Genomic DNA, 19,809 nt, shown 5'->3' on the forward strand with positions numbered 1-19,809 from the left:
CAGTGGAACTGCTTCGCGGGGCCTTGAGAACGTACGCCTGGGGTTCGCGTACCGCCATCGCCGAGTTCACCGAACGACCGGTGCCGGCGGCGCACCCCGAGGCCGAACTCTGGTTTGGGGCGCACCCGGGTGATCCGGCCTGGCTCGAGACCGACAACGGCGAAATCACGTTGCTCGAGGCGCTGGTCGAGGACCCGGAGGGACAGCTCGGGCCGGCGTCGCGGGCCCGTTTCGGCGATGTGCTGCCGTTTTTGGTCAAAGTGCTGGCCGCCGACGAGCCGCTGTCGTTGCAGGCCCATCCCAGCGCCGCCCAGGCGGCCGAGGGCTACATGCGCGAGGAGCGGGTCGGCATTCCGCTGACCTCACCGGTGCGCAACTACCGCGACACGTCGCACAAGCCCGAGTTGCTGGTGGCGCTGCACCCGTTCGAGGCGCTGGCCGGCTTCCGGCAGGCCTCGCGCACCGTCGAGCTGTTGCGGGCGCTGGCCGTCTCCGACCTGGACCCTTACATCGACCTGCTCAACGACCAGTCCGACGCCGACGGCCTGCGCGCGCTGTTCACCACGTGGATCACCGCGCCGCAACCCGACATCGACGTGCTGGTGACCGCCGTGCTGGACGGCGCGATCGCGTACCTGAGTTCGGGGGCGACCGAATTCGCCGCCGAGGCCAAGACCGTGCTCGAGCTGGGCGAGCGCTATCCCGGCGACGCCGGGGTGCTGGCGGCGCTGCTGCTGAACCGCATCACCCTGGCCCCGGGCGAGGCCATCTTCGTCTCCGCCGGCAACCTGCACACCTACCTGCGCGGTTTCGCGGTGGAGGTGATGGCCAACTCCGACAACGTGTTACGCGGCGGGCTGACCCCCAAGCACGTCGACGTGCCCGAGCTGCTGCGCGTGCTGGACTTCGCGCCCACCACCGAGGAGCAGCTGCGCCCGCCCATCCGCCGCGAGGGTTTCGGCCTGATCTATGAGACGCCGACCGACGAGTTCGCCGTCGCCCTGTTGCAGCTCGACGACGAGTACGTCGGCCACGAGGTGGACGCGACGTGCAGCCATGACGGCCCGCAGATCCTGTTGTGCAGCCAGGGCTGCACGACGGTGCACGGCAAATCCGGCTCGCTGACGCTGAAGCGGGGGATGGCCGCCTGGGTCGCGGCCGACGACGCCCCGATCCGGCTGGTCGCGCACCAACCCACCAAGTTGTTCAGGGCGACGGTGGGGTTGTGACGGGGGCCTAGGCCCGATCGTGGCGACCCGCCTCGCCCGGCTGCGCCGCGCTCGCGATCGCCACGCGCTCTTTGGCGGCCTGACGCCGCTCGCCCAGCCAGAGCCGCAGATTGTGCGCCATGGCACGGCCGATGATCCGCGGCGGCGGAACCATATAGAGGCTGTCGAGCAGCGAGAAGCGCCGCAGGAACCATTCCGCCAGCACGGGATCGGTCTCGGCGGCGCCCAGGAATTGGTCGAACAGCGCCCCGGAGGGCCGCCACCACCAGGGGACGGTTCCCTTGGTGCCGGCGTGGTGGAACGTGACGTCGCCGATCGCGTTCATCGTCCACACCGGGAAGGTGCTCTTGGCGGTGGCCCGGTTCAGCGCCGCGGCCACCTGGTCGTCGGGCAGTTGCAGGGCCCGGCGCAGATGACCGGCCTGCAGCGACGTCATCGTCATGCCCTGCCCGAAGGTGGGGTTGAAGCTGGCCACCGCGTCGCCGAAGGCGAGGATGCCGGCCGGGAGGCGCTCCAGCTTGTCGTAGCGGCGCCACTTGCTGGCCGGGAAGGCGTGAAACGCCGGATCGCCCAGCGGTTCGGCGTGCGTCAGGGCGGCGTTGAAGTGGTCCGGAAGCAGCCGGTGCGCCAGCTCCAGCATCTCGGGAAAGGTCTTGGGCGGTTTGGCGTTCGCCACGCCGAACGTGGTCAGCACCCAGGTGCCGTCCTCGTAGCACAGCATGCCCATGCCCAGGGACTCGTCGTGGGAGGCGCCGGCGACCACCACCTTCTCCGCGATCAGCCCGTCGGGGATGCGGAACTGCTGGGTGGCGTAATGGATGCCGATGTTCATCTCTTGCTCGACGGGACGCTGGAATCCCCACTGCTCCAACCACACCGGCAGCCGGGTGCCCCGGCCCGCCGCGTCGACGACCAGGTTCGCGGCCACGAACTCCTGATCGCCGCCGTCCGGGCCGGCGGGATCCAGCAGCACACCGGTCACCCGCTGTCGCGCCGGGTCGAAGCGCGGCTCGGCCACCGAGCGCCGCGCCACTGTCACGTTGTCGATGCCGAGGACGCGCGTGCGTAACTGCCATTCGAGGTGCGGGCGGCTGGGCACGTAGGCGGTGAACTCGTCGCGCAACGTGCTGCCGGTGCCCAGCACGTGGCCCGCGGCGCCCAGGTGGATGCAGTCGGGCCGGTTTTCCAGTTTGGGGACACCGGCGGCGACCATGTCGTCCAGCAGTCCGGGGAACAGGTCCTCGAATTCCATGGCCCCGCGCGCCATCAGCATGTGCAGGTGCCGGTCCTGGGGCACCGTCGCCCGGTTCGCCGGTTCGGCCGGCAATTCGTCGCGTTCGTACACCGTCACCCGCGAATACGCCTCGGCGAGCGCCCGCGCGGCGCAAAGGCCGGCGATGCTCCCGCCGATGACTACGGCGTGATCCCTGGCCGTTGCTGTGCTGTCCGGCATTGGCGGAGAGTACCCAGTACTGTGACGGACCAATGGCTCCCAGCGTTGGGAAAGGGCTGATGCATGGCCAATCGATGGCGGACCAAGTCGATCGAGCAATCAATCGCCGACACCGACGAGCCGGACACCAAGCTGCGTAAGGACCTGACCTGGCGAGACCTGGTCGTCTTCGGCGTCGCGGTGGTGATCGGCGCGGGCATCTTCACGGTCACCGCGTCCACCACCGGGGACATCACCGGCCCGGCCATCTGGGTGTCGTTCGTGATCGCGGCGGGCACCTGCGCGCTGGCCGCGCTGTGTTACGCCGAGTTCGCCTCGATGTTGCCGGTGGCCGGTAGCGCCTACACCTTCTCCTATGCCACCTTCGGGGAGTTCCTGGCCTGGATCATCGGCTGGAACCTCGTGCTGGAACTGGCGATCGGCGCCGCCGTGGTGGCCAAGGGCTGGTCGAGCTATCTGGGCACGGTCTTCGGATTCGCCGGCGGCACGGCCAGCTTCGGCGGGGCCCAGGTCGACTGGGGGGCGCTGGTGATCGTCGGCGGCGTGGCGACCCTGATCGCGCTGGGCACCAAACTGTCATCAAGGTTTTCCGCGGTGGTCACCGCGATCAAGGTGTCGGTGGTGCTCTTCGTCGTGGTGGTCGGCGTCTTCTACATCAAGCGCGCCAACTATTCGCCGTTCATCCCCAAGCCGGAGGCCGGTCGCGAGGCCAAAGGCATCGACCAGTCCGTCCTGTCGCTGCTGACCGGCGCGCACAGCAGCCACTACGGCTGGTACGGCGTGCTGGCCGGGGCGTCCATCGTGTTCTTCGCGTTCATCGGGTTCGACATCGTCGCCACCATGGCCGAGGAGACCAAGAACCCGCAGCGCGACGTGCCGCGGGGAATCCTGGCGTCGCTGGGCATCGTGACCCTGCTCTACGTCGCCGTCGCGGTGGTGCTGTCGGGCATGGTGTCCTACACCGAACTCAAGACGGTCCGCGGCCGCGGGCAGGCGAACCTGGCCACCGCCTTCACCGCGAACGGCATCCACTGGGCGAGCAAGATCATCTCCATCGGTGCGTTGGCGGGCCTGACCACCGTGGTGATGGTGCTGATGCTCGGCCAGTGCCGGGTCCTGTTCGCGATGGCGCGCGACGGCCTGTTGCCCCGGTCGCTGGCCAAGACGGGTGCGCGGGGCACGCCGGTGCGGATCACCGTGCTGGTCGCGCTGGTGGTGGCCGTGACCGCGTCGGTGTTTCCGATCACCAAGCTCGAGGAGATGGTGAACGTCGGAACCCTGTTCGCCTTCGTGCTGGTCTCGGCCGGCGTGATCGTGCTGCGCCGCACCCGGCCGGACCTGGAACGCGGTTTCAAGGCGCCGTGGGTGCCGTTGCTCCCGATCGCGTCGATCGCCGCCTGCCTGTGGCTGATGCTCAACCTCACCGCGCTCACCTGGGTCCGGTTCGGGGTGTGGCTGGTGGTGGGCACGGCGATCTACGCCGGCTATGGCTACTGGCACTCGGTGCAGGGCCGGCGGGAGGAAGGGGAGGCCGAGCCCAGCGACTCGCTCGAGGTCGATCCGCACAGCCCGGTGCCCTAGCCGCAGCTGCTTTACAAAACCGCGGTGTTTGTCTAGACAGAAGACGCAAACAGCGGTATTGTCCAACCTTAACGTGGCGTGACTCACAAGGAGGTTTGGCAGATGACCACATTCGAAGCGCAGCTGGGACAGGAAGCCGACCCGCTCGCCTGGCGGGATAAGAAGCGTCGCCTGTGGCTGATGGGGCTGATCGCGCCGACGGCGCTGTTCGTGATGTTGCCGCTCATCTGGGGCCTCAACACGTTGGGCTGGCACGCCGCCGCGCAGGTGCCGCTGTGGATCGGGCCGATCCTGCTCTGGGTCGTGTTGCCGATCCTCGACCTGCGTTTCGGTCCCGACGGGCAGAACCCGCCCGACGAGGTCATGGAGCGGCTGGAGAACGACAAGTACTACCGCTACTGCACCTACTCCTACATCCCGTTCCAGTACCTCAGCGTGGTGATGGGCGCCTACCTGTTCACCGCCTCGGACCTGGGCTGGCTCGGCTTTGACGGCGCGCTCAGCTGGGCGGGCAAGCTGGGCCTGGCCCTGTCCGTCGGCGTGCTCGGCGGCGTCGGCATCAACACCGCGCACGAGATGGGCCACAAGAAGGACTCGCTGGAGCGCTGGCTGTCCAAGATCACCCTGGCGCAGACCTGCTACGGCCACTTCTACATCGAGCACAACCGCGGCCACCACGTGCGCGTCGCCACCCCGGAGGACCCCGCGTCGGCCCGCTTCGGTGAGACCTTCTGGGAGTTCTTGCCACGCAGCGTCATCGGCAGCCTGCGCTCGTCGCTGAAGTTGGAGGCGCAACGGATTCGCCGGCAGGGCGCCAGCCCCTGGAACCCGAAGACGTACGCGTCCAACGACGTCCTCAATGCGTGGCTGATGTCGGTGGTGCTGTGGGGCGCGCTGATCGCGGTCTTCGGCCCGGGCCTGATCCCCTTCGTCGTGATCCAGGCCGTCTTCGGGTTCAGCCTGCTCGAGTCGGTCAACTACTTGGAGCACTACGGGCTACTGCGGCAGAAGAATTCGAGCGGTCGCTACGAGCGGTGCACCCCGGCGCACAGCTGGAACTCCGACCACGTGGTGACCAACCTGTTCCTGTATCACCTACAGCGGCACAGCGACCACCACGCCAACCCGACCCGGCGCTACCAGACGCTGCGCAGCATGGCGGGTGCGCCCAACCTGCCGAGCGGGTACGCGTCGATGATCTCGCTCACCTACTTCCCGCCGCTGTGGCGCAAGGTGATGGATCACCGGGTGCTGGCGCACTACGACGGCGACATCACCCGCGTCAACATCGCGCCGCGGCTGCGCGAGAAGCTGCTGGCGAAGTACGCCGCATGACCGCCTACCGCTGCCCGGGGTGTGACTACGTCTACGACGAAGCGAAAGGCGAACCGCGGGAAGGCTTTCGGCCGGGCACGCCCTTCGCCGACATCCCCGAGGACTGGTGCTGCCCCGATTGTGCGGTGCGCGAGAAAGTCGATTTCGAACTATCAGGAGTGAACCGATGAACGAGGACTACAAGCTGTTCGTCTGCGTGCAGTGCGGATTCGAGTACGACGAGGCCAAGGGCTGGCCGGAGGACGGCATCGCCCCGGGGACCCGCTGGGACGACATCCCCGAGGACTGGAGCTGCCCGGATTGCGGTGCGGCGAAGACCGACTTCGAGATGGTGGAGATCGCCCGTTCGTGATCGCCGCCAACGCGGCGGCCAAAGCCGCTATTGTCGCGCCTGTGAAGCGGATGCCGTACGCCGAGGCCTCGCGCGCCCTGCTGCGCGACTCGGTGCTCGACGCGATGCGGGATCTGCTGCTGACCCGCGACTGGTCGGCCATCACGCTGTCGGACGTCGCCCGCGCCGCGGGCATCAGCCGGCAGACGATCTACAACGAGTTCGGCTCGCGCCAAGGCCTGGCGCAGGGGTACGGCCTGCGCCTGGCCGACCGGCTGGTCGACGCCGTCAACGCCGCGCTGGAAGCCAACGTCGGCAACATCTATGAGGCGTTTCTGCGGGGCTTTCGCGACCTGTTCACCGAGCTGTCGGCCGACCCGCTGGTGATCTCGCTGCTCACCGGCGTGGCCAAACCCGACCTGCTGCAGATCATCACCACCGACAGCGCGCCCATCATCAACCGTGCCTCCGAGCGGCTGACCAACGCGCTGACCCACAGCTGGGTGGCCACCAGCGACGAGGACGCCGGCGTGCTGGCGCGGGCCATCGTGCGGCTGGCGCTGAGCTATGTGTCGATGCCGCCCGAGGCGGACCACGACGTGGCGGCCGATCTGGCCCGGTTGATGACGCCGTTCGCCGAGCGGCACGGCGTCGTCAACGTCCCCTGAGCCCTTCCCTGCGCCGAGGTCCGCGGCGACCCGCGACTACAGTGGCGCAAGAACATACCTAAGCTAATTACCGCTTTCATCCGAGCGAGCCACAGGCGAGCGAGCCGAAAAAGGAAGAACACGCTATGACGACGACCGAAAACGCACTCACCCCCGACGTTCGAAACGGCATCGATTTCAAGGTCGCCGATCTGTCGTTGGCGGATTACGGTCGCCGGGACATCGAGCTCTCGGAGCAGGAGATGCCGGGTCTGATGTCGCTGCGCCGCGAGTACCACGACGTGCAGCCGCTCAAGGGCGCGCGCATCTCCGGTTCGCTGCACATGACCGTGCAGACCGCGGTGCTGATCGAGACCCTCGTCGCGCTGGGCGCCGAGGTGCGCTGGGCGTCCTGCAACATCTTCTCCACCCAGGACCACGCCGCCGCCGCGGTGGTCGTCGGCCCGCACGGCACCCCCGAGGAGCCCAAGGGCGTCCCGGTGTACGCGTGGAAGGGCGAGACGCTCGAGGAGTACTGGTGGGCGGCCGAGCAGGTGCTGACGTGGCCCGATAAAGACGGCGCCGCCGCGCCCGCGAACATGATCCTAGACGACGGCGGCGACGCCACCATGCTGGTGCTGCGCGGCGCGCAGTACGAGAAGGCCGGCGTGGTGCCGCCGGACGACGAGGACGACTCGACCGAGCACCGGGTGTTCCTGAACCTGCTGCGCAAGCGCTTCGAAACCGATAAGGACAAGTGGACCAAGATCGCCGCGTCGATCAAGGGTGTCTCGGAGGAGACCACCACCGGCGTGCTGCGGCTCTACCAGTTCGCCGCCGCCGGCGACCTGGCGTTCCCGGCGATCAACGTCAACGACTCGGTCACCAAGAGCAAGTTCGACAACAAGTACGGCTGCCGGCACTCGCTGATCGACGGCATCAACCGCGGCACCGACGTGCTGATCGGTGGCAAGAAGGTGCTGATCTGCGGCTACGGCGACGTCGGTAAGGGTTCGGCCGAGTCGGTGGCGGGCCAGGGCGCGCGGGTGACCGTGACCGAGATCGACCCGATCAACGCCCTGCAGGCGCTGATGGAGGGCTTCGACGTCAAGCGCGTCGAGGATGTGATCGGCGAGGCCGACATCGTCATCACCACCACCGGCAACAAGGACATCATCACCCTCGAGCACATGAAGGCGATGAAGGACAAGGCGATCCTGGGCAACATCGGCCACTTCGACAACGAGATCCAGGTGGCGCGGCTGGAGAAGTCGGGCGCCACCAAGACCAACATCCGCCCGCAGGTCGACCTGTGGACGTTCCCGGACACCGGCAAGTCGATCATCCTGCTGTCCGAGGGCCGGTTGCTGAACCTGGGTAACGCCACCGGACACCCGTCGTTCGTGATGAGCAACAGCTTCTCCAACCAGGTCATCGCCCAGATCGAGCTGTGGACCAAGAACGACGAGTACGACAACGAGGTCTACCGGCTGCCCAAGCACCTCGACGAGAAGGTGGCCCGCATCCACGTCGAGGCGCTCGGCGGCAAGCTGACCAAGCTCACCAAGGAGCAGGCCGAGTACATCGGCGTCGACGTCGACGGTCCCTACAAGGCCGACCACTACCGCTACTGAGCCGGCGCTTCGGCCGAACGCCCGGCCAGCCGGGCGTTCGGCACCGCGTGCCCAGCCGGCCGGGCGCTTGACAACGGGCTAGGCTCGCGCCGTGCTGATCGCGATCGAGGGCATCGACGGCGCCGGCAAGCGGACGCTGACCGACAAGCTGCGCAAGCTGTTCGAGGCGGACGGCAAGTCGGTGGCCTTGCTGGCCTTCCCGCGGTACGGGCAGTCGGTGACCGCCGACATCGCGGCCGAGGCCCTGCACGGCGAGCACGGCGATCTCGCGTCGTCGGTGTACGCGATGGCGATGCTGTTCGCGCTGGATCGCGCGGGGGCCGTCGGCGACATCGAGGCGCTGCGCCGCGAGCACGACGTGGTGATCATGGACCGCTACGTCGCCTCCAACGCGGCCTACACCGCCGCCCGTCTGCATCAGGACGCGGCCGGGCCGGCCGTGGCATGGATACACGCGCTGGAATACGGGCGCCTCGGCCTGCCCGTGCCCGACTGGCAGGTGCTGCTCGCGGTGCCGGCCGAGTTGGCCCGGCGGCGGGCCCGCCGCCGGGCCGAGTCCGATCCTGGCCGCGCGCGGGACAGCTACGAACGCGACGACGGGCTGCAGCAGCGCACCGGCGCGGTGTACGCCGACCTGGCCGCCGCGGGCTGGGGTGGTCGGTGGCTGAGCGTCGACGCGGACGTCGATCCCGGCCGGCTGGCCGCCGATTTGGCCGCCGACTAGCACAGATTTGTCACGATTCGGCCCTTTCGAAGAAGAAACGCCCGTGTGATGTCCGAGTTTTGTCCCGATCTGGTGACACCATGGACTCCATGAGGCAAAGGATTCTCGTCGTCGATGACGACGCTTCGCTCGCCGAGATGTTGACCATCGTGTTGCGGGGTGAGGGTTTCGACACTGCGGTCATCGGTGACGGCACCCAGGCCCTGACGGCGGTGCGCGAACTGCGCCCCGATCTGGTGCTGTTGGACCTGATGCTGCCCGGGATGAACGGCATCGACGTGTGCCGGGTGTTGCGCGCCGACTCCGGCGTGCCGATCGTCATGCTGACCGCCAAGACCGACACAGTCGACGTGGTCCTGGGCCTCGAGTCGGGCGCCGACGACTACATCATGAAGCCGTTCAAGCCCAAGGAGCTGGTGGCGCGGGTGCGGGCGCGGCTGCGGCGCAACGACGACGAGCCCGCCGAGATGCTGTCCATCGCCGACGTGGAGATCGACGTGCCGGCGCACAAGGTCACCCGCAACGGCGAGCAGATCTCGCTGACACCGCTGGAATTCGACTTGCTGGTGGCGTTGGCGCGCAAACCGCGGCAGGTGTTTACTCGTGATGTGCTGCTCGAACAGGTGTGGGGCTATCGTCACCCGGCGGATACCCGTCTGGTGAACGTGCACGTCCAGCGTCTGCGCGCCAAGGTTGAGAAGGATCCCGAAAATCCGACCGTAGTGTTGACCGTTCGAGGAGTTGGGTACAAGGCCGGACCTCCGTGACCGGTAGGGACACGTGATCTGGGGCTCTCGGCGACGCACTCGGAGCCGTTGGGGACGCTCCGGTCCCATGACTCGTGGCATGGGCGCGGTGAGTCGCGCCGTGGCCATCGCCTGGCGGCGCTCGCTGCAACTGCGGGTTGTGGCGCTGACCCTGGGGTTGTCGCTCGCGGTCATCCTGGCGCTCGGTTTCGTGTTGACTTCTCAGGTCACCAACCGGGTGCTCGACGTCAAGGTCAAGGCCGCCATCGAGCAGATCGAGCGGGCGCGCACCACCGTCGGCGGGATCGTCAACGGCGAAGAGGCGCGATCCCTGGACAGCAGCCTGCAGCTGGCGCGCAACACGCTGACCTCCAAGACCGACCCGGCCTCGGGCGCGGGGATGGCGGGGGCCTTTGACGCGGTGTTGATGGTGCCGGGCGACGGCCCGCGCGCGGCGACCACCGCCGGGCCCGTCGACCAGGTGCCCGCTTCGCTGCGCGGCTTCGTCAAGGCCGGGCAGGCGTCCTACCAGTACGCCACCGTCCACACCGACGGGTTCTCCGGACCGGCGCTGGTCATCGGCACGCCGGCGTCGTCTCAGGTGGCCAACCTGGAGCTCTACCTGATCTTTCCGCTCAAGAACGAGCAGGCCACCATCCAGCTGGTGCGCGGCACCATGATCACCGGCGGCGCGGTGCTGCTGGTGCTGCTGGCCGGGATCGCGCTGCTGGTGTCGCGGCAGGTGGTGGTGCCGGTGCGGTCGGCGTCGCGCATCGCCGAACGCTTCGCCGAAGGGCATCTGTCCGAACGCATGCCGGTGCGCGGCGAGGACGACATGGCCCGGCTGGCGATGTCCTTCAACGACATGGCCGAGAGCCTGTCGCGCCAGATCACCCAGCTGGAGGAGTTCGGTAATCTGCAGCGCCGCTTCACTTCCGACGTGAGCCACGAGCTGCGTACCCCGCTGACCACCGTGCGGATGGCCGCCGACCTGATCTATGACCACAGCGCCGACCTGGACCCCACGCTGGCGCGCTCCACCGAGCTGATGGTCAACGAGCTGGACCGGTTCGAGTCGCTGCTCAACGACTTGCTGGAAATCTCGCGGCACGACGCCGGCGTCGCGGAGCTGTCCGTCGAGGCGGTCGATCTGCGCACCACGGTGCGCAGCGCGCTGAGCAACGTCGGGCATCTGGCCGAGGACGCCGGCATCGAGCTGAAGGTCGACCTGCCGACCGAGGAGGTGATCGCCGAGGTCGACACCCGACGGGTGGAGCGCATCCTGCGCAACCTGATCGCCAACGCCATCGACCACGCCGAGCACAAGCCGGTCAAGATCCGGATGGCCGCCGACGAGGACACGGTGGCCGTCACCGTGCGCGACTACGGCGTCGGGCTGCGGCCCGGCGAGGAGAAGCTGGTGTTCAGCCGGTTCTGGCGGGCCGACCCTTCGCGGGTCCGGCGGTCCGGGGGCACCGGGCTGGGCCTGGCCATCAGCATCGAGGACGCGCGACTGCACCAGGGCCGGCTGGAGGCGTGGGGCGAACCCGGCGACGGCTCGTGTTTCCGGCTGACGTTGCCGCTGGTGCGTGGCCACAAGGTCACCACCAGCCCGCTGCCCATGAAGCCGATTCCGCAACCCGCTCCCAGCGGCCCGCAGCACGCGAAAGACCGTCCGCGCCAGCGTGAGCACGCCGAGAGGACCCTGTGATGCGGCGGCTGTTGGGCCTGCTGATGCTGGCCGCGCTGCTCGCCGGCTGCGCGGGGGTGCCCAGCTCGTCGGCGCCGCAAGCCATCGGCACCGTCGAGCGGCCGGCGCCGTCGAACCTGCCCAAGCCGACGCCGGGCATGGACCCGGACGTGCTGCTGCGCGAATTCTTCAAGGCCACAGCCGATCCCGCCAACCGCCACCTGGCCGCGCGGCAGTTCCTCACCCAGTCGGCGTCCAACGCCTGGGACGACGCCGGTAGCGCGCTGCTGATCGACCACGTGGTGTTCGTCGAAACCCGTGCGGCCGAGCGGGTTTCGGCCACCATGCGGGCCGACATCCTGGGTTCGCTCTCCGACGTGGGGGTGTTCGAAACCGCCGAGGGGGTGCTGCCCGACCCCGGGCCGATCGAATTGGTCAAGACCTCCGGCGGTTGGCGCATCGACCGGTTGCCCAACGGGGTGTTCCTGGACTGGCAGCAGTTCCAGTCCACCTACAAGCGCAACACCCTGTACTTCGCCGACCCGACCGGCAAGACGGTGGTCCCCGACCCGCGTTACGTCGCGGTGCCCGACCACGACCAGTTGGCCACCGAGCTGATCTCGAAGGTGATCGCCGGGCCGCGGCCGGAGATGGCGCACACCGTGCGCAACCTGCTCGCCCCGCCGCTGCGGTTGCGCGGGCCGGTGACCCGCGCCGACGGCGGCAAGAACGGCATCGGTCGCGGTTACGGCGGCGCGCGGGTCGAGCTCGAGAAGCTGTCCACCACCGATCCGCACAGCCGGCAATTGCTTGCGGCGCAGATCATTTGGACGCTGGCCAGGGCCGACATCCGCGGCCCCTATGTGATCAACGCCGACGGCGCGCCGCTGGACGACCGGTTCCGCGACGGGTGGACCACCTCGGATGTCGCGGCCACCGATCCCGGCGCCGCCGACGGCGCGGGCGCGGGGCTGCACGCCCTGGTCAACGGCTCACTGGTGTCGCTGGACGGCCAGCACACCGTCACGGTGCCCGGCGCGTTCGGCCGCGTGGGCGACCAGACCGGCGCCGCGCTGTCGCGCTCCGGCCGGCAGGTGGCCTCGGTGGTGACGCTGCACCGCGGCGCCCCGGACATGGCCGCGTCCCTGTGGATCGGTGATCTGGGTCAGGAGGCCGTGCAGGCCGCCGACGGGCACAGCCTGTCGCGGCCGACGTGGTCGCTGGACGACGTGGTGTGGGTGGTCGTCGACGGCAACAACGTGTTGCGGGCGATTCAGGAGCCGGCCTCCGGGCAGCCCGCCCGGCTGCCGGTGGATTCCGTGGCGGTGGCCACCCGGTTCCCTGGGCCTATCACCGACCTGCAGCTGTCCCGCGACAGCACCCGCGCGGCCATGGTGATCGGCGGCCAGGTGATTCTGGCCAGCGTCGAGCAGACCCAGGCCGGGCAGTACGCCCTGACCTTCCCGCGCCGGCTCGGATTCGGGTTGGGCAATTCGGTGGTGTCGCTGTCGTGGCGCACCGGCGACGACATCGTGGTGACCCGCACCGACGCCAGCCATCCGGTGTCCTACGTGAACATCGACGGGGTGAACTCCGACGCGCCGCCACACGGTCTGCAGATGCCGGTGACCACGGTGGTCGCCAACCCGTCGACGGCCTACGTCGCGGGACCGCAAGGGGTGCTGCAGTATTCGCCGTCGGCCGACGGTCAGCAGGGCTGGTCGGAGGTGCCCGGACTCACGGTGCCCGGGGCGGCACCGGTGCTGCCGGGCTGACGCGCGGGCTTCGTGGCGAGCTGCAAGCCGGTGCCGCCATCGCTCAACATGATCGGCTCCGCTGCGGGTTGCAGACCTGCGTCGCGCTGCCAGCCGGCAATGTCACGCGCGGTCCAAATGCCCGCCCGGCTGGTCACGCCGAAGTACAGCTCGTTGAGCGCGGCCAATTGATCCACGCCGTCGCCTGTTTCGCGTCGAATGGGCTCCAACACCGCCAGTACGCCGCACGGGCGCAGGGCCCGCCCGAGCCGGGCGAACAATTCGTCATTCTGCGACGCATTGAAGTGATGCACGAGATGTGACAGCAGCACCACGTCGTAGGTATCGACGCCGAAGTCGTATGTCAGCGCGTCGGATTCGAGGTGGACCACACGGCGTCCCATGTCCTCGGCCGCCAATAACGGGGCGGTGGCTCTGACGGCCTCGGGCAAGTCCAGCACCACCGCTCGCAATCCGTGGTGACGGCGGCACAGCGCAACCGAGTAGCGCCCATGAGAACCACCCACGTCCACCATGTCGGTTGCCCCGCAGGGCACTTGGAGAACCTGCGCGACTTCGTTCGCCAATTGGCCGGCCAGCGCACGCATGCACCGCTGGTAGCGGTCCCACTGCTCGTAGGTCATGCCGCAATGTATGTCAAGGGGCATGCCGGTTTGAACGTAGTTTTCCATGTGGCTCATGAAATCCCATTCGTTGCCGGCGAAGAGCACCGCGTCGACGAGCGAGCGGGGACTTCCCCTCAGCAACCAGGTACGCGCGTTTGTCGTCAACGCATATCGGTCGCCGCGGTAGCACAGGTATCCGGATCCGACAAGAGCGCTCAGCAGTTTCGGTGTGGACACCGGATCGGTTCCACAGCGGCTAGCTATTTCTGTCGCTGTGGCAGCGTCCGAGGCCAGCGACTCGAACACACCGAGCTTCGTTGCTGTCAGCACCGCTTGTGCGAGCCCGAATGCGCAGTGGGTTTCCAAGAACGGCAACGGGACTCGTCCTGATGCCAGCGCCTTCCATTCCGCCGGGCTGTCGGGGATCAGGCCTAGGTGCATGGTCAGAGCTCCGGTCGGGTGATTCTCGCCGGCAGGATATTCGCGTTGTTGCAGAACACGTTGTCAGGGTCGTACCTCGCCTTGATCGTGGCCAGCCGCTCGTACTTGCCGTGTCCATAGGCGTGTCGCACTCGCTCGCCGTCATCGATGGCCATGAAATTCGAGTACAAGCCGCCGGTCTGCCACCGTGCCGTTCCGGCGAATGTCTCTCGCACCCAGTCGATGTGGGGTTTCGCTTCGTCGCCCGGTTGCCATCGGCCTAACACATTGATGATGTGATCGGCATGCCGGTCGGCAAACGCGGCGTCGTCTTCGCCGAGCCGGTCCTGGGCGCCGTGTTGATAGCCGAACTCGATCGCTGAGAGCTCGTTGGGCAAGCGGTTAGCGGCCTCGATGAGCGCTTCGATGCAGCCCTCGGTCAGCTCGCCGGTGTAACCGCCTTTGGTGTAATTGCATGCGCCGGGCCCAATGGCGGTGTCGTTCAACGACTGCAGCGCAACATACGGCAGGATCTGAATGCTGTCAGAGACTCTCGGCGCGCCCGACCACAACTGCTCGTACACACCTGCGGCATCTGCCGGATCTCCCGTCCATACACTCACGAACATGCAGATTGGCGCATTCACCAAGTCGTCCGGCACGCCGGGTTCCGCCGACGCGCGGCGCAGGTAGATCATGACTTTGAGGTCGTCGGCGGCGTGCAGCATCATCTTTCCGTGGTGAAGGATCGCCGCCGCGGCGTCCTCGATGTGGTACAGCGCGATGCCGACCGGAAGCGACGTACCGACAATCTGCGTGGAGAACTCGAATTCCGTCACCACGCCAAAGTTGGTCCCGGCACCCCGCAGCCCCCAATACAAGTCGGGATTCTCGTCGGCGCTGACGGTCAGTGCGCTGCCGTCCGCCAGCACCACCCTGGCCGAGATCAGGTGGTCGCAGGTAAGGCCGTGTTTGCGACTGAGCCACCCCATGCCGCCCCCCAGCGCCAGGCCTGCGACTCCGGTCTGTGACATGACGCCGGCCGGAGTCGCGAGGCCGAAAGTTTGTGTAGCACGGTCCATGTCGCCCAGCAGACAACCGCCGCCGACTCGCACCCGGCCGGCATCGGGATCGACACTGACCTGGCGCATCCGGCCGAGGCAGATGACGACACCGTTATCGATCATGGAGTATCCGGCGACACTATGTCCGCCGCCTCTCACGGTGAGCGGAATGGCTTGTTCACGGGCGAATGCGATCGCTGTGGCGACATCGGCTTCGGTGGCGCAACGCACCACTACCGCAGGGTAGCGGTCGATCATGTAGTTCCAGATTCGGCGTTCGCGGTGGTAGTCGCGATGTCGTGGATGTACTGCATCGCCGGCCAGTCGCCGATTAAGCACGGCGACGCGTCTGTCCGAAATAGGTTGTGCTGGGAGAGAGTACGCACGACTCATGGGTTCACTGCTGTTATCGATATTGACTCGATAGGCACGATCCTGACGGTATGGGGATATCCGCGAACCGCCTAGCCGATCAGCGCAGTGCTTCGGACTGTGCGCGCAGAGTGCGTTGGCCGCGTCGCCCAGGGCCCAACGCCGTACGCAATGTCACCGAAGGCGCCTCGCCGTAGCGCTTGGCATGCGCGCTGGCGAAGCGGCCAAGGTTGGCGAAGCCCCACTGGTAGGCGACTGCTGCCACTGTGACCGTCGACGGATCGGACTCCACCAGTGTCTGGTGCGCTCGCCGCAGCCGGACCTCACGCAGGTATGCCATCGGCGAGGTATCCAGATGGCGCTGGAAACCTTGCTGCAGCGAACGAACGCTGGCATGACTGCGGGCGGCGATCGAAGACAGCGTCAAGGGCAGATGCGCTTCCGATTCGATAATGTCAATTGCGGTGCGAATCGTCCGTGGCGCAACGGACACTTTGTCTCGCGTGAGAGCGTCACGGTGGGGGTGGTTGGTGGCGAGCAAGAAACCCCGAACCAGACTGTCGACGAACGGCAATCCGACGAGTGGTCGATTGAGCAGGCTGTCGGGCCGGAGAAGCTGCTTTGTGAACAGCACCAGCATGTTGGCCCAGCTCTGAGTCGCCGCGGAGGTGATCGGCATGACGGGTGCGAAGTCGATTTGAGACGTCACCTGCCGACCGATCGCATCGCTAAGAGCATCATCGACAACACAACGGTCCAATCTCAGGGCTATCATCCGGGTGCCCGCTGCCCAGTGCGACGCGGTGTGACCCTCCGGCGTTAAGACAGCGGCCGTGCCGGGCTCGGCCGTCACCGCCGCACCTCGATGTACAGAGACCGCATGGCCCGACTGCGGCACAAGCACTCGATAGGAATTGCACAGCTGACCGCGGGCGATCGAGAGCTCCGAACCGACAATGAGTTCGGCGACGGCGACCGGACCTATGCGCCCCGCCCGCTGGGTAAGTGAGAACGAATCCGGATCAGTCAACAGCTTGAGGTTGGGTTGCCCGCAACAGATCACGGCAAAGTCGTCAAACGTCTTCGCTTTCGTCCATGCAAGCCGCAGCGAAGCATCGGTTGCCGGTCGGACCACGACGTCGTCGTCCTCCGCATCGCTGGGGTCAAAGGGGAAGCCTTCCCGTGGCTTCGCGTCAGACATGTCAGTCATGGCAGAGGATGACGTCGTATAGGCGCTGGCTGTACCGAGCGCGGACGGCTTTCTTATCGAATTTGCCGACGCTCGTCCGTGGCACCTCGTCGACGAATGTCCACCGTTCGGGTAGTTGCCAGCGAGGGACCCGTTCGCCGAGGAAGTCGCGTAGTTCCCCGGGGGTGACGTTGACATCGTTATTCGCTACGACAGCCGCGAGTGGTCGCTCCTGCCAGCGTGGGTCGGGCACGCCCACGACACACGCCTCTACTACCGCCGGGTGGGCCATCAGATGGTTTTCCAACTCGACTGATGAAATCCATTCACCGCCGGACTTGATCACGTCTTTGGCGCGATCGGTCAAAGTAATGAAGCCCCGCGAGTCGATGCTGCCCACGTCACCTGTGCGCAGCCATCCGTCATGCGAGCGTGGTGAAGTCAGGTCGCCAAAGTACGACGCAGTGACCCAGTTTCCGCGAACCTCAAGCTCGCCAACGGATTCGCCGTCGTTGGGCAGCGTTCGACCATCATCGGCCACAATGCGGGCCTCAACGCCGCACACTGGTCGGCCTGCGGTATTACGCAGCTGCCAATGCTCCGAATCGGCGATGCCGGCCGGCGGCCAAGCCACAGCGGCCAGCGGCGACGTCTCGGTCATGCCCCATGCCTGCCGGATCGGCACGCCGTAGCGGTCTTGAAACTCTCTCATCAAACTATGGGGCACAGCGGAGCCGCCACACGGGATGAGGCGTAGCGATGAAACGTCGTGCTGCGGACGGTCATCCAGGTAGCACTTGACGTCGTTGATGACGGTCGGCACGGCCGCGGCGATTGTCACCTTGTGTTTCTCGATCATGTCGACCAATCGATTCGCCTGCAGGTGTCTGTCGGTCATGACGAGGCTGGCTCCTGCCATCATGGCGGCGTAAGGCAAGCCCCAGGCGTTGGCGTGAAACATCGGCACAATCGGCATAATCCGATCACCGGCGTTGATTGCCATGGCGTTTGGATTGCACACCGCCATCGCGTGCAAAAACGTTGAGCGGTGACTGTATACGATTCCTTTGGGGTCCCCGGTTGTACCGCTGGTGTAACACATTGCGGCGGCCGAAGTTTCGCTAAGGTCAGGCCAGTCGAAGGTGGTCGGTTGTCCGGCTAAGAGGTCATCGTAGCGAACGACATTCTTGCCGGGCAGCTCTAGAGTCGCATCGCCGTCGCCGACCACCGCCACCGTATGCACGGTGTCGAGTTCGGGCAGCACCCGGCCTAGCTGAGGGATCAGCGACTGGTCGACGATCAGCACCCGGTCCTCAGCCTGCTTGGCAATGTAGGAAGTCTGCTCGCTGGCCAGCCGAATGTTGAGAGTGTGCAGCACGGCTCCCATGCAGGGCACGGCGTAGAACGCTTCGAGGTGTTCTTGGTTGTTCCACATGAACGTCGCCACTCGTTGGTCATCGCGGATGCCAAGGCTGCGCAATCCGTGCGCCAATTGTGCTGCCCGACGGCCGATATCGTCGAACGTGGCCTGGCGATATCCGTCGGCGGTGGCCGTGGTTACCGTCTCGTTCCCGCAGACGGTGGTGCCGTGGCGAAGGATGTCCGTCACCAGCAGGGGAGCTTCGCGCATCGTGCTTTTCATAATTTACTGCCCTTGTTGTTGTGGGTGAGCCCGGATCAATGCGTCGACGAACACCATCATGGGTTGTCGGCACGGTGTTGACCTCGTTGGCTGGTGGATTCGCCAAGCTCGACTCACGAGACTTTGGGCGAGCCCCACAGGCAAGCGTAAGTGGGACGCAAACGTTAGTCAATAAAAAACGTAAGTGACTAACATTTTGCGGGTAGGCTGCTACCGGGCAAGATTGCAAACAGGTGGTACGGGCAGTTCAATGTCCCTCGCTGGGCGGATGAAGGAGTCATGGGAGTCGACACGTCGCTACGCGAGCGGAAGAAGGCGCTGACCCGTCGCGCGATCCAGGAAGCAGCACACCTCCTGTTCACCGAACGGGGGTTCGACAAGGTGACGGTCGCCGAGATAGCCGATGCGGCCAACGTGTCGGTGAAGACGCTCTTCGTCTACTTCCGCTCCAAAGAAGACCTCGTCTTGTCCGACTATGACCTGCTCGACAGGCTGGTGGCAGCGTTGGGGTCCAGGTCTGCCGAGACATCGCCGGCGATGGCCGTAGCCGATACGTTGATCGAGCATCTCCGTCGGCAACCCCAAGCCGCAGCGGATCTCTTCGGCTGGCAGCAAGCGTATGGCGAGTCGGCCGGCCTGCAGGCGGCAGTACTGAGGCGATGGTCGTTCTTTGAAGATCGCATCACCGAAGAGCTGGCGCGTGAAGCCGGGCGACCCGCAACGCCAACCATGCGGTTTCAGGCCATTCAGCTCGTAGGCCTGGTCCGCTGCGCCACATCTGCTGAGCTGCGAGCCGAGGGCGAACTGAGTGACTCTCGAAGCTTCACCAAGTTCGCCCGCTGGATACGCAACGCCGCCCGCAGCGTCGGTGACTGACCACGGCCGACGACCCGGCGCCGATCACCCGGCGGTGGCGTGCCCTCGCCTGATGATACTAGTTTCAAACAGCCGTGTGCAGAAAGTAATATGCTGTTAGCTTTGTTCATTGGACCGTTGATGAAGTCTGGCGCCAGGGTGCGTGCTGAGGCGTAACCACTGGGGCTGGTGGTTGCATGGTCATGTCTGCCCGCGGGTTCTCGTTGATGCAGGGCCGGGCGGGTTAAGGCATTTAGCTGGCCAAAGCCAAGGTTCGCCGACCCGTGGGCGCACCGCGGAGTCGTGATGCGCGGAAACTTGCGTCAGCCCTTCCGATCGCTCCCGGCCTTCTGGGTCGATGCAAAGGTGGCGTCGTAGAGCTGGGACACCAAACAGCCAGCTCCTTACACTATGTTGCACAGCCGTCGGAAAAGCGTAATATTGGTGGCATGTCGGATACGCATGTCGTCACCAACCAGGTCCCGCCCCTGGAGAACCACAACCCCGCCAGTTCCGC

At 66.5% G+C, this 19,809-nt stretch carries 18 protein-coding genes; 13 read left to right on the top strand and 5 right to left on the bottom strand.

The genetic code is table 11. From position 1 onward, the window contains the following. The first annotated feature begins 2 nt into the window (after positions 1–2). Positions 3–1,229, top strand: coding sequence for a mannose-6-phosphate isomerase, class I (gene manA, locus A5659_RS09540; RefSeq protein ID WP_067180660.1), 1,227 nt, complete (start codon positions 3–5; stop codon positions 1,227–1,229). A 7-nt stretch (positions 1,230–1,236) separates the two neighbouring features. Here the strand turns inward: manA and A5659_RS09545 are convergent, their stop codons facing one another. Continuing rightward, positions 1,237–2,682, bottom strand: coding sequence for an NAD(P)/FAD-dependent oxidoreductase (locus tag A5659_RS09545; RefSeq protein WP_067180663.1), 1,446 nt, complete (start codon positions 2,680–2,682; stop codon positions 1,237–1,239). A 63-nt stretch (positions 2,683–2,745) separates the two neighbouring features. On the opposite strand from A5659_RS09545, the gene A5659_RS09550 reads away from it, so the two are divergent. The 10 genes from A5659_RS09550 (at position 2,746) to lpqB (ending at position 13,145) form a co-directional block, all read left to right on the top strand. Next, a complete protein-coding gene (locus A5659_RS09550; protein WP_067180666.1) occupies positions 2,746–4,263 on the top strand; it encodes an amino acid permease in 1,518 nt (505 codons plus the stop codon). 102 nt (positions 4,264–4,365) lie between these two features. Further along, positions 4,366–5,598: an alkane 1-monooxygenase gene (locus A5659_RS09555; protein ID WP_067138091.1), complete on the top strand. Its 1,233-nt coding sequence runs from the start codon at positions 4,366–4,368 to the stop codon at positions 5,596–5,598. Next, a complete protein-coding gene (locus A5659_RS26900; protein ID WP_082972038.1) occupies positions 5,595–5,768 on the top strand; it encodes a rubredoxin in 174 nt (57 codons plus the stop codon). The genes A5659_RS09555 and A5659_RS26900 overlap by 4 nt, the downstream gene beginning before the upstream one ends. Continuing rightward, positions 5,765–5,950: a rubredoxin gene (locus A5659_RS09560; RefSeq protein WP_066868080.1), complete on the top strand. Its 186-nt coding sequence runs from the start codon at positions 5,765–5,767 to the stop codon at positions 5,948–5,950. The genes A5659_RS26900 and A5659_RS09560 overlap by 4 nt, the downstream gene beginning before the upstream one ends. A 50-nt stretch (positions 5,951–6,000) precedes the next feature. Continuing rightward, positions 6,001–6,597 (top strand): TetR family transcriptional regulator, encoded by a 597-nt coding sequence (locus A5659_RS09565; RefSeq protein WP_066868098.1) that lies wholly within the window; start codon positions 6,001–6,003, stop codon positions 6,595–6,597. Positions 6,598–6,722: 125 nt separating this feature from the next. Beyond that, the gene (gene ahcY, locus A5659_RS09570) at positions 6,723–8,210 is read left to right on the top strand and encodes an adenosylhomocysteinase (protein ID WP_066868077.1); all 1,488 of its coding nucleotides are present in this window, start codon (positions 6,723–6,725) and stop codon (positions 8,208–8,210) included. 91 nt (positions 8,211–8,301) lie between these two features. Further along, positions 8,302–8,934, top strand: a complete 633-nt coding sequence (locus A5659_RS09575; protein WP_067180669.1) for a dTMP kinase — start codon at positions 8,302–8,304, stop codon at positions 8,932–8,934. Positions 8,935–9,014: 80 nt separating this feature from the next. Next, positions 9,015–9,701, top strand: a complete 687-nt coding sequence (gene mtrA, locus A5659_RS09580; protein ID WP_007168097.1) for a two-component system response regulator MtrA — start codon at positions 9,015–9,017, stop codon at positions 9,699–9,701. A 13-nt stretch (positions 9,702–9,714) separates the two neighbouring features. After that, positions 9,715–11,391 carry an MtrAB system histidine kinase MtrB gene (gene mtrB / locus A5659_RS09585; protein ID WP_082976000.1) on the top strand — a complete coding sequence of 559 codons (1,677 nt, stop codon included), beginning with the start codon at positions 9,715–9,717 and terminating at the stop codon, positions 11,389–11,391. Beyond that, the gene (gene lpqB, locus A5659_RS09590) at positions 11,391–13,145 is read left to right on the top strand and encodes an MtrAB system accessory lipoprotein LpqB (protein ID WP_156748944.1); all 1,755 of its coding nucleotides are present in this window, start codon (positions 11,391–11,393) and stop codon (positions 13,143–13,145) included. The genes mtrB and lpqB overlap by 1 nt, the downstream gene beginning before the upstream one ends. Here lpqB and A5659_RS09595 read toward each other — a convergent pair. The 4 genes from A5659_RS09595 to A5659_RS09610 form a co-directional block, all read right to left on the bottom strand. Continuing rightward, complete coding sequence (locus A5659_RS09595; RefSeq protein ID WP_197497962.1) at positions 13,079–14,125, bottom strand: class I SAM-dependent methyltransferase; 1,047 nt, start codon at positions 14,123–14,125, stop codon at positions 13,079–13,081. The two genes, lpqB and A5659_RS09595, sit on opposite strands and share 67 nt — an antisense overlap. 68 nt (positions 14,126–14,193) lie before the next feature. Next, positions 14,194–15,492, bottom strand: a complete 1,299-nt coding sequence (locus A5659_RS09600) for an FAD-binding oxidoreductase (protein ID WP_197497963.1) — start codon at positions 15,490–15,492, stop codon at positions 14,194–14,196. Between the two features lie 214 nt (positions 15,493–15,706). After that, complete coding sequence (locus A5659_RS26905; RefSeq protein ID WP_197497964.1) at positions 15,707–16,807, bottom strand: AraC family transcriptional regulator; 1,101 nt, start codon at positions 16,805–16,807, stop codon at positions 15,707–15,709. 1 nt (position 16,808) lies between these two features. After that, positions 16,809–18,437, bottom strand: a complete 1,629-nt coding sequence (locus A5659_RS09610; RefSeq protein WP_067180678.1) for a long-chain fatty acid--CoA ligase — start codon at positions 18,435–18,437, stop codon at positions 16,809–16,811. A gap of 279 nt (positions 18,438–18,716) precedes the next feature. On the opposite strand from A5659_RS09610, the gene A5659_RS09615 reads away from it, so the two are divergent. After that, the gene (locus A5659_RS09615) at positions 18,717–19,313 is read left to right on the top strand and encodes a TetR/AcrR family transcriptional regulator (protein ID WP_067021807.1); all 597 of its coding nucleotides are present in this window, start codon (positions 18,717–18,719) and stop codon (positions 19,311–19,313) included. A gap of 428 nt (positions 19,314–19,741) precedes the next feature. Beyond that, positions 19,742–19,809: hypothetical protein (locus tag A5659_RS28935; RefSeq protein ID WP_369806933.1), on the top strand; the 68-nt coding region annotated here is incomplete at its 3' end.

The organism is Mycobacterium sp. 1165196.3, assembly GCF_001673415.1.
Classification (GTDB): domain Bacteria; phylum Actinomycetota; class Actinomycetes; order Mycobacteriales; family Mycobacteriaceae; genus Mycobacterium; species Mycobacterium europaeum_A.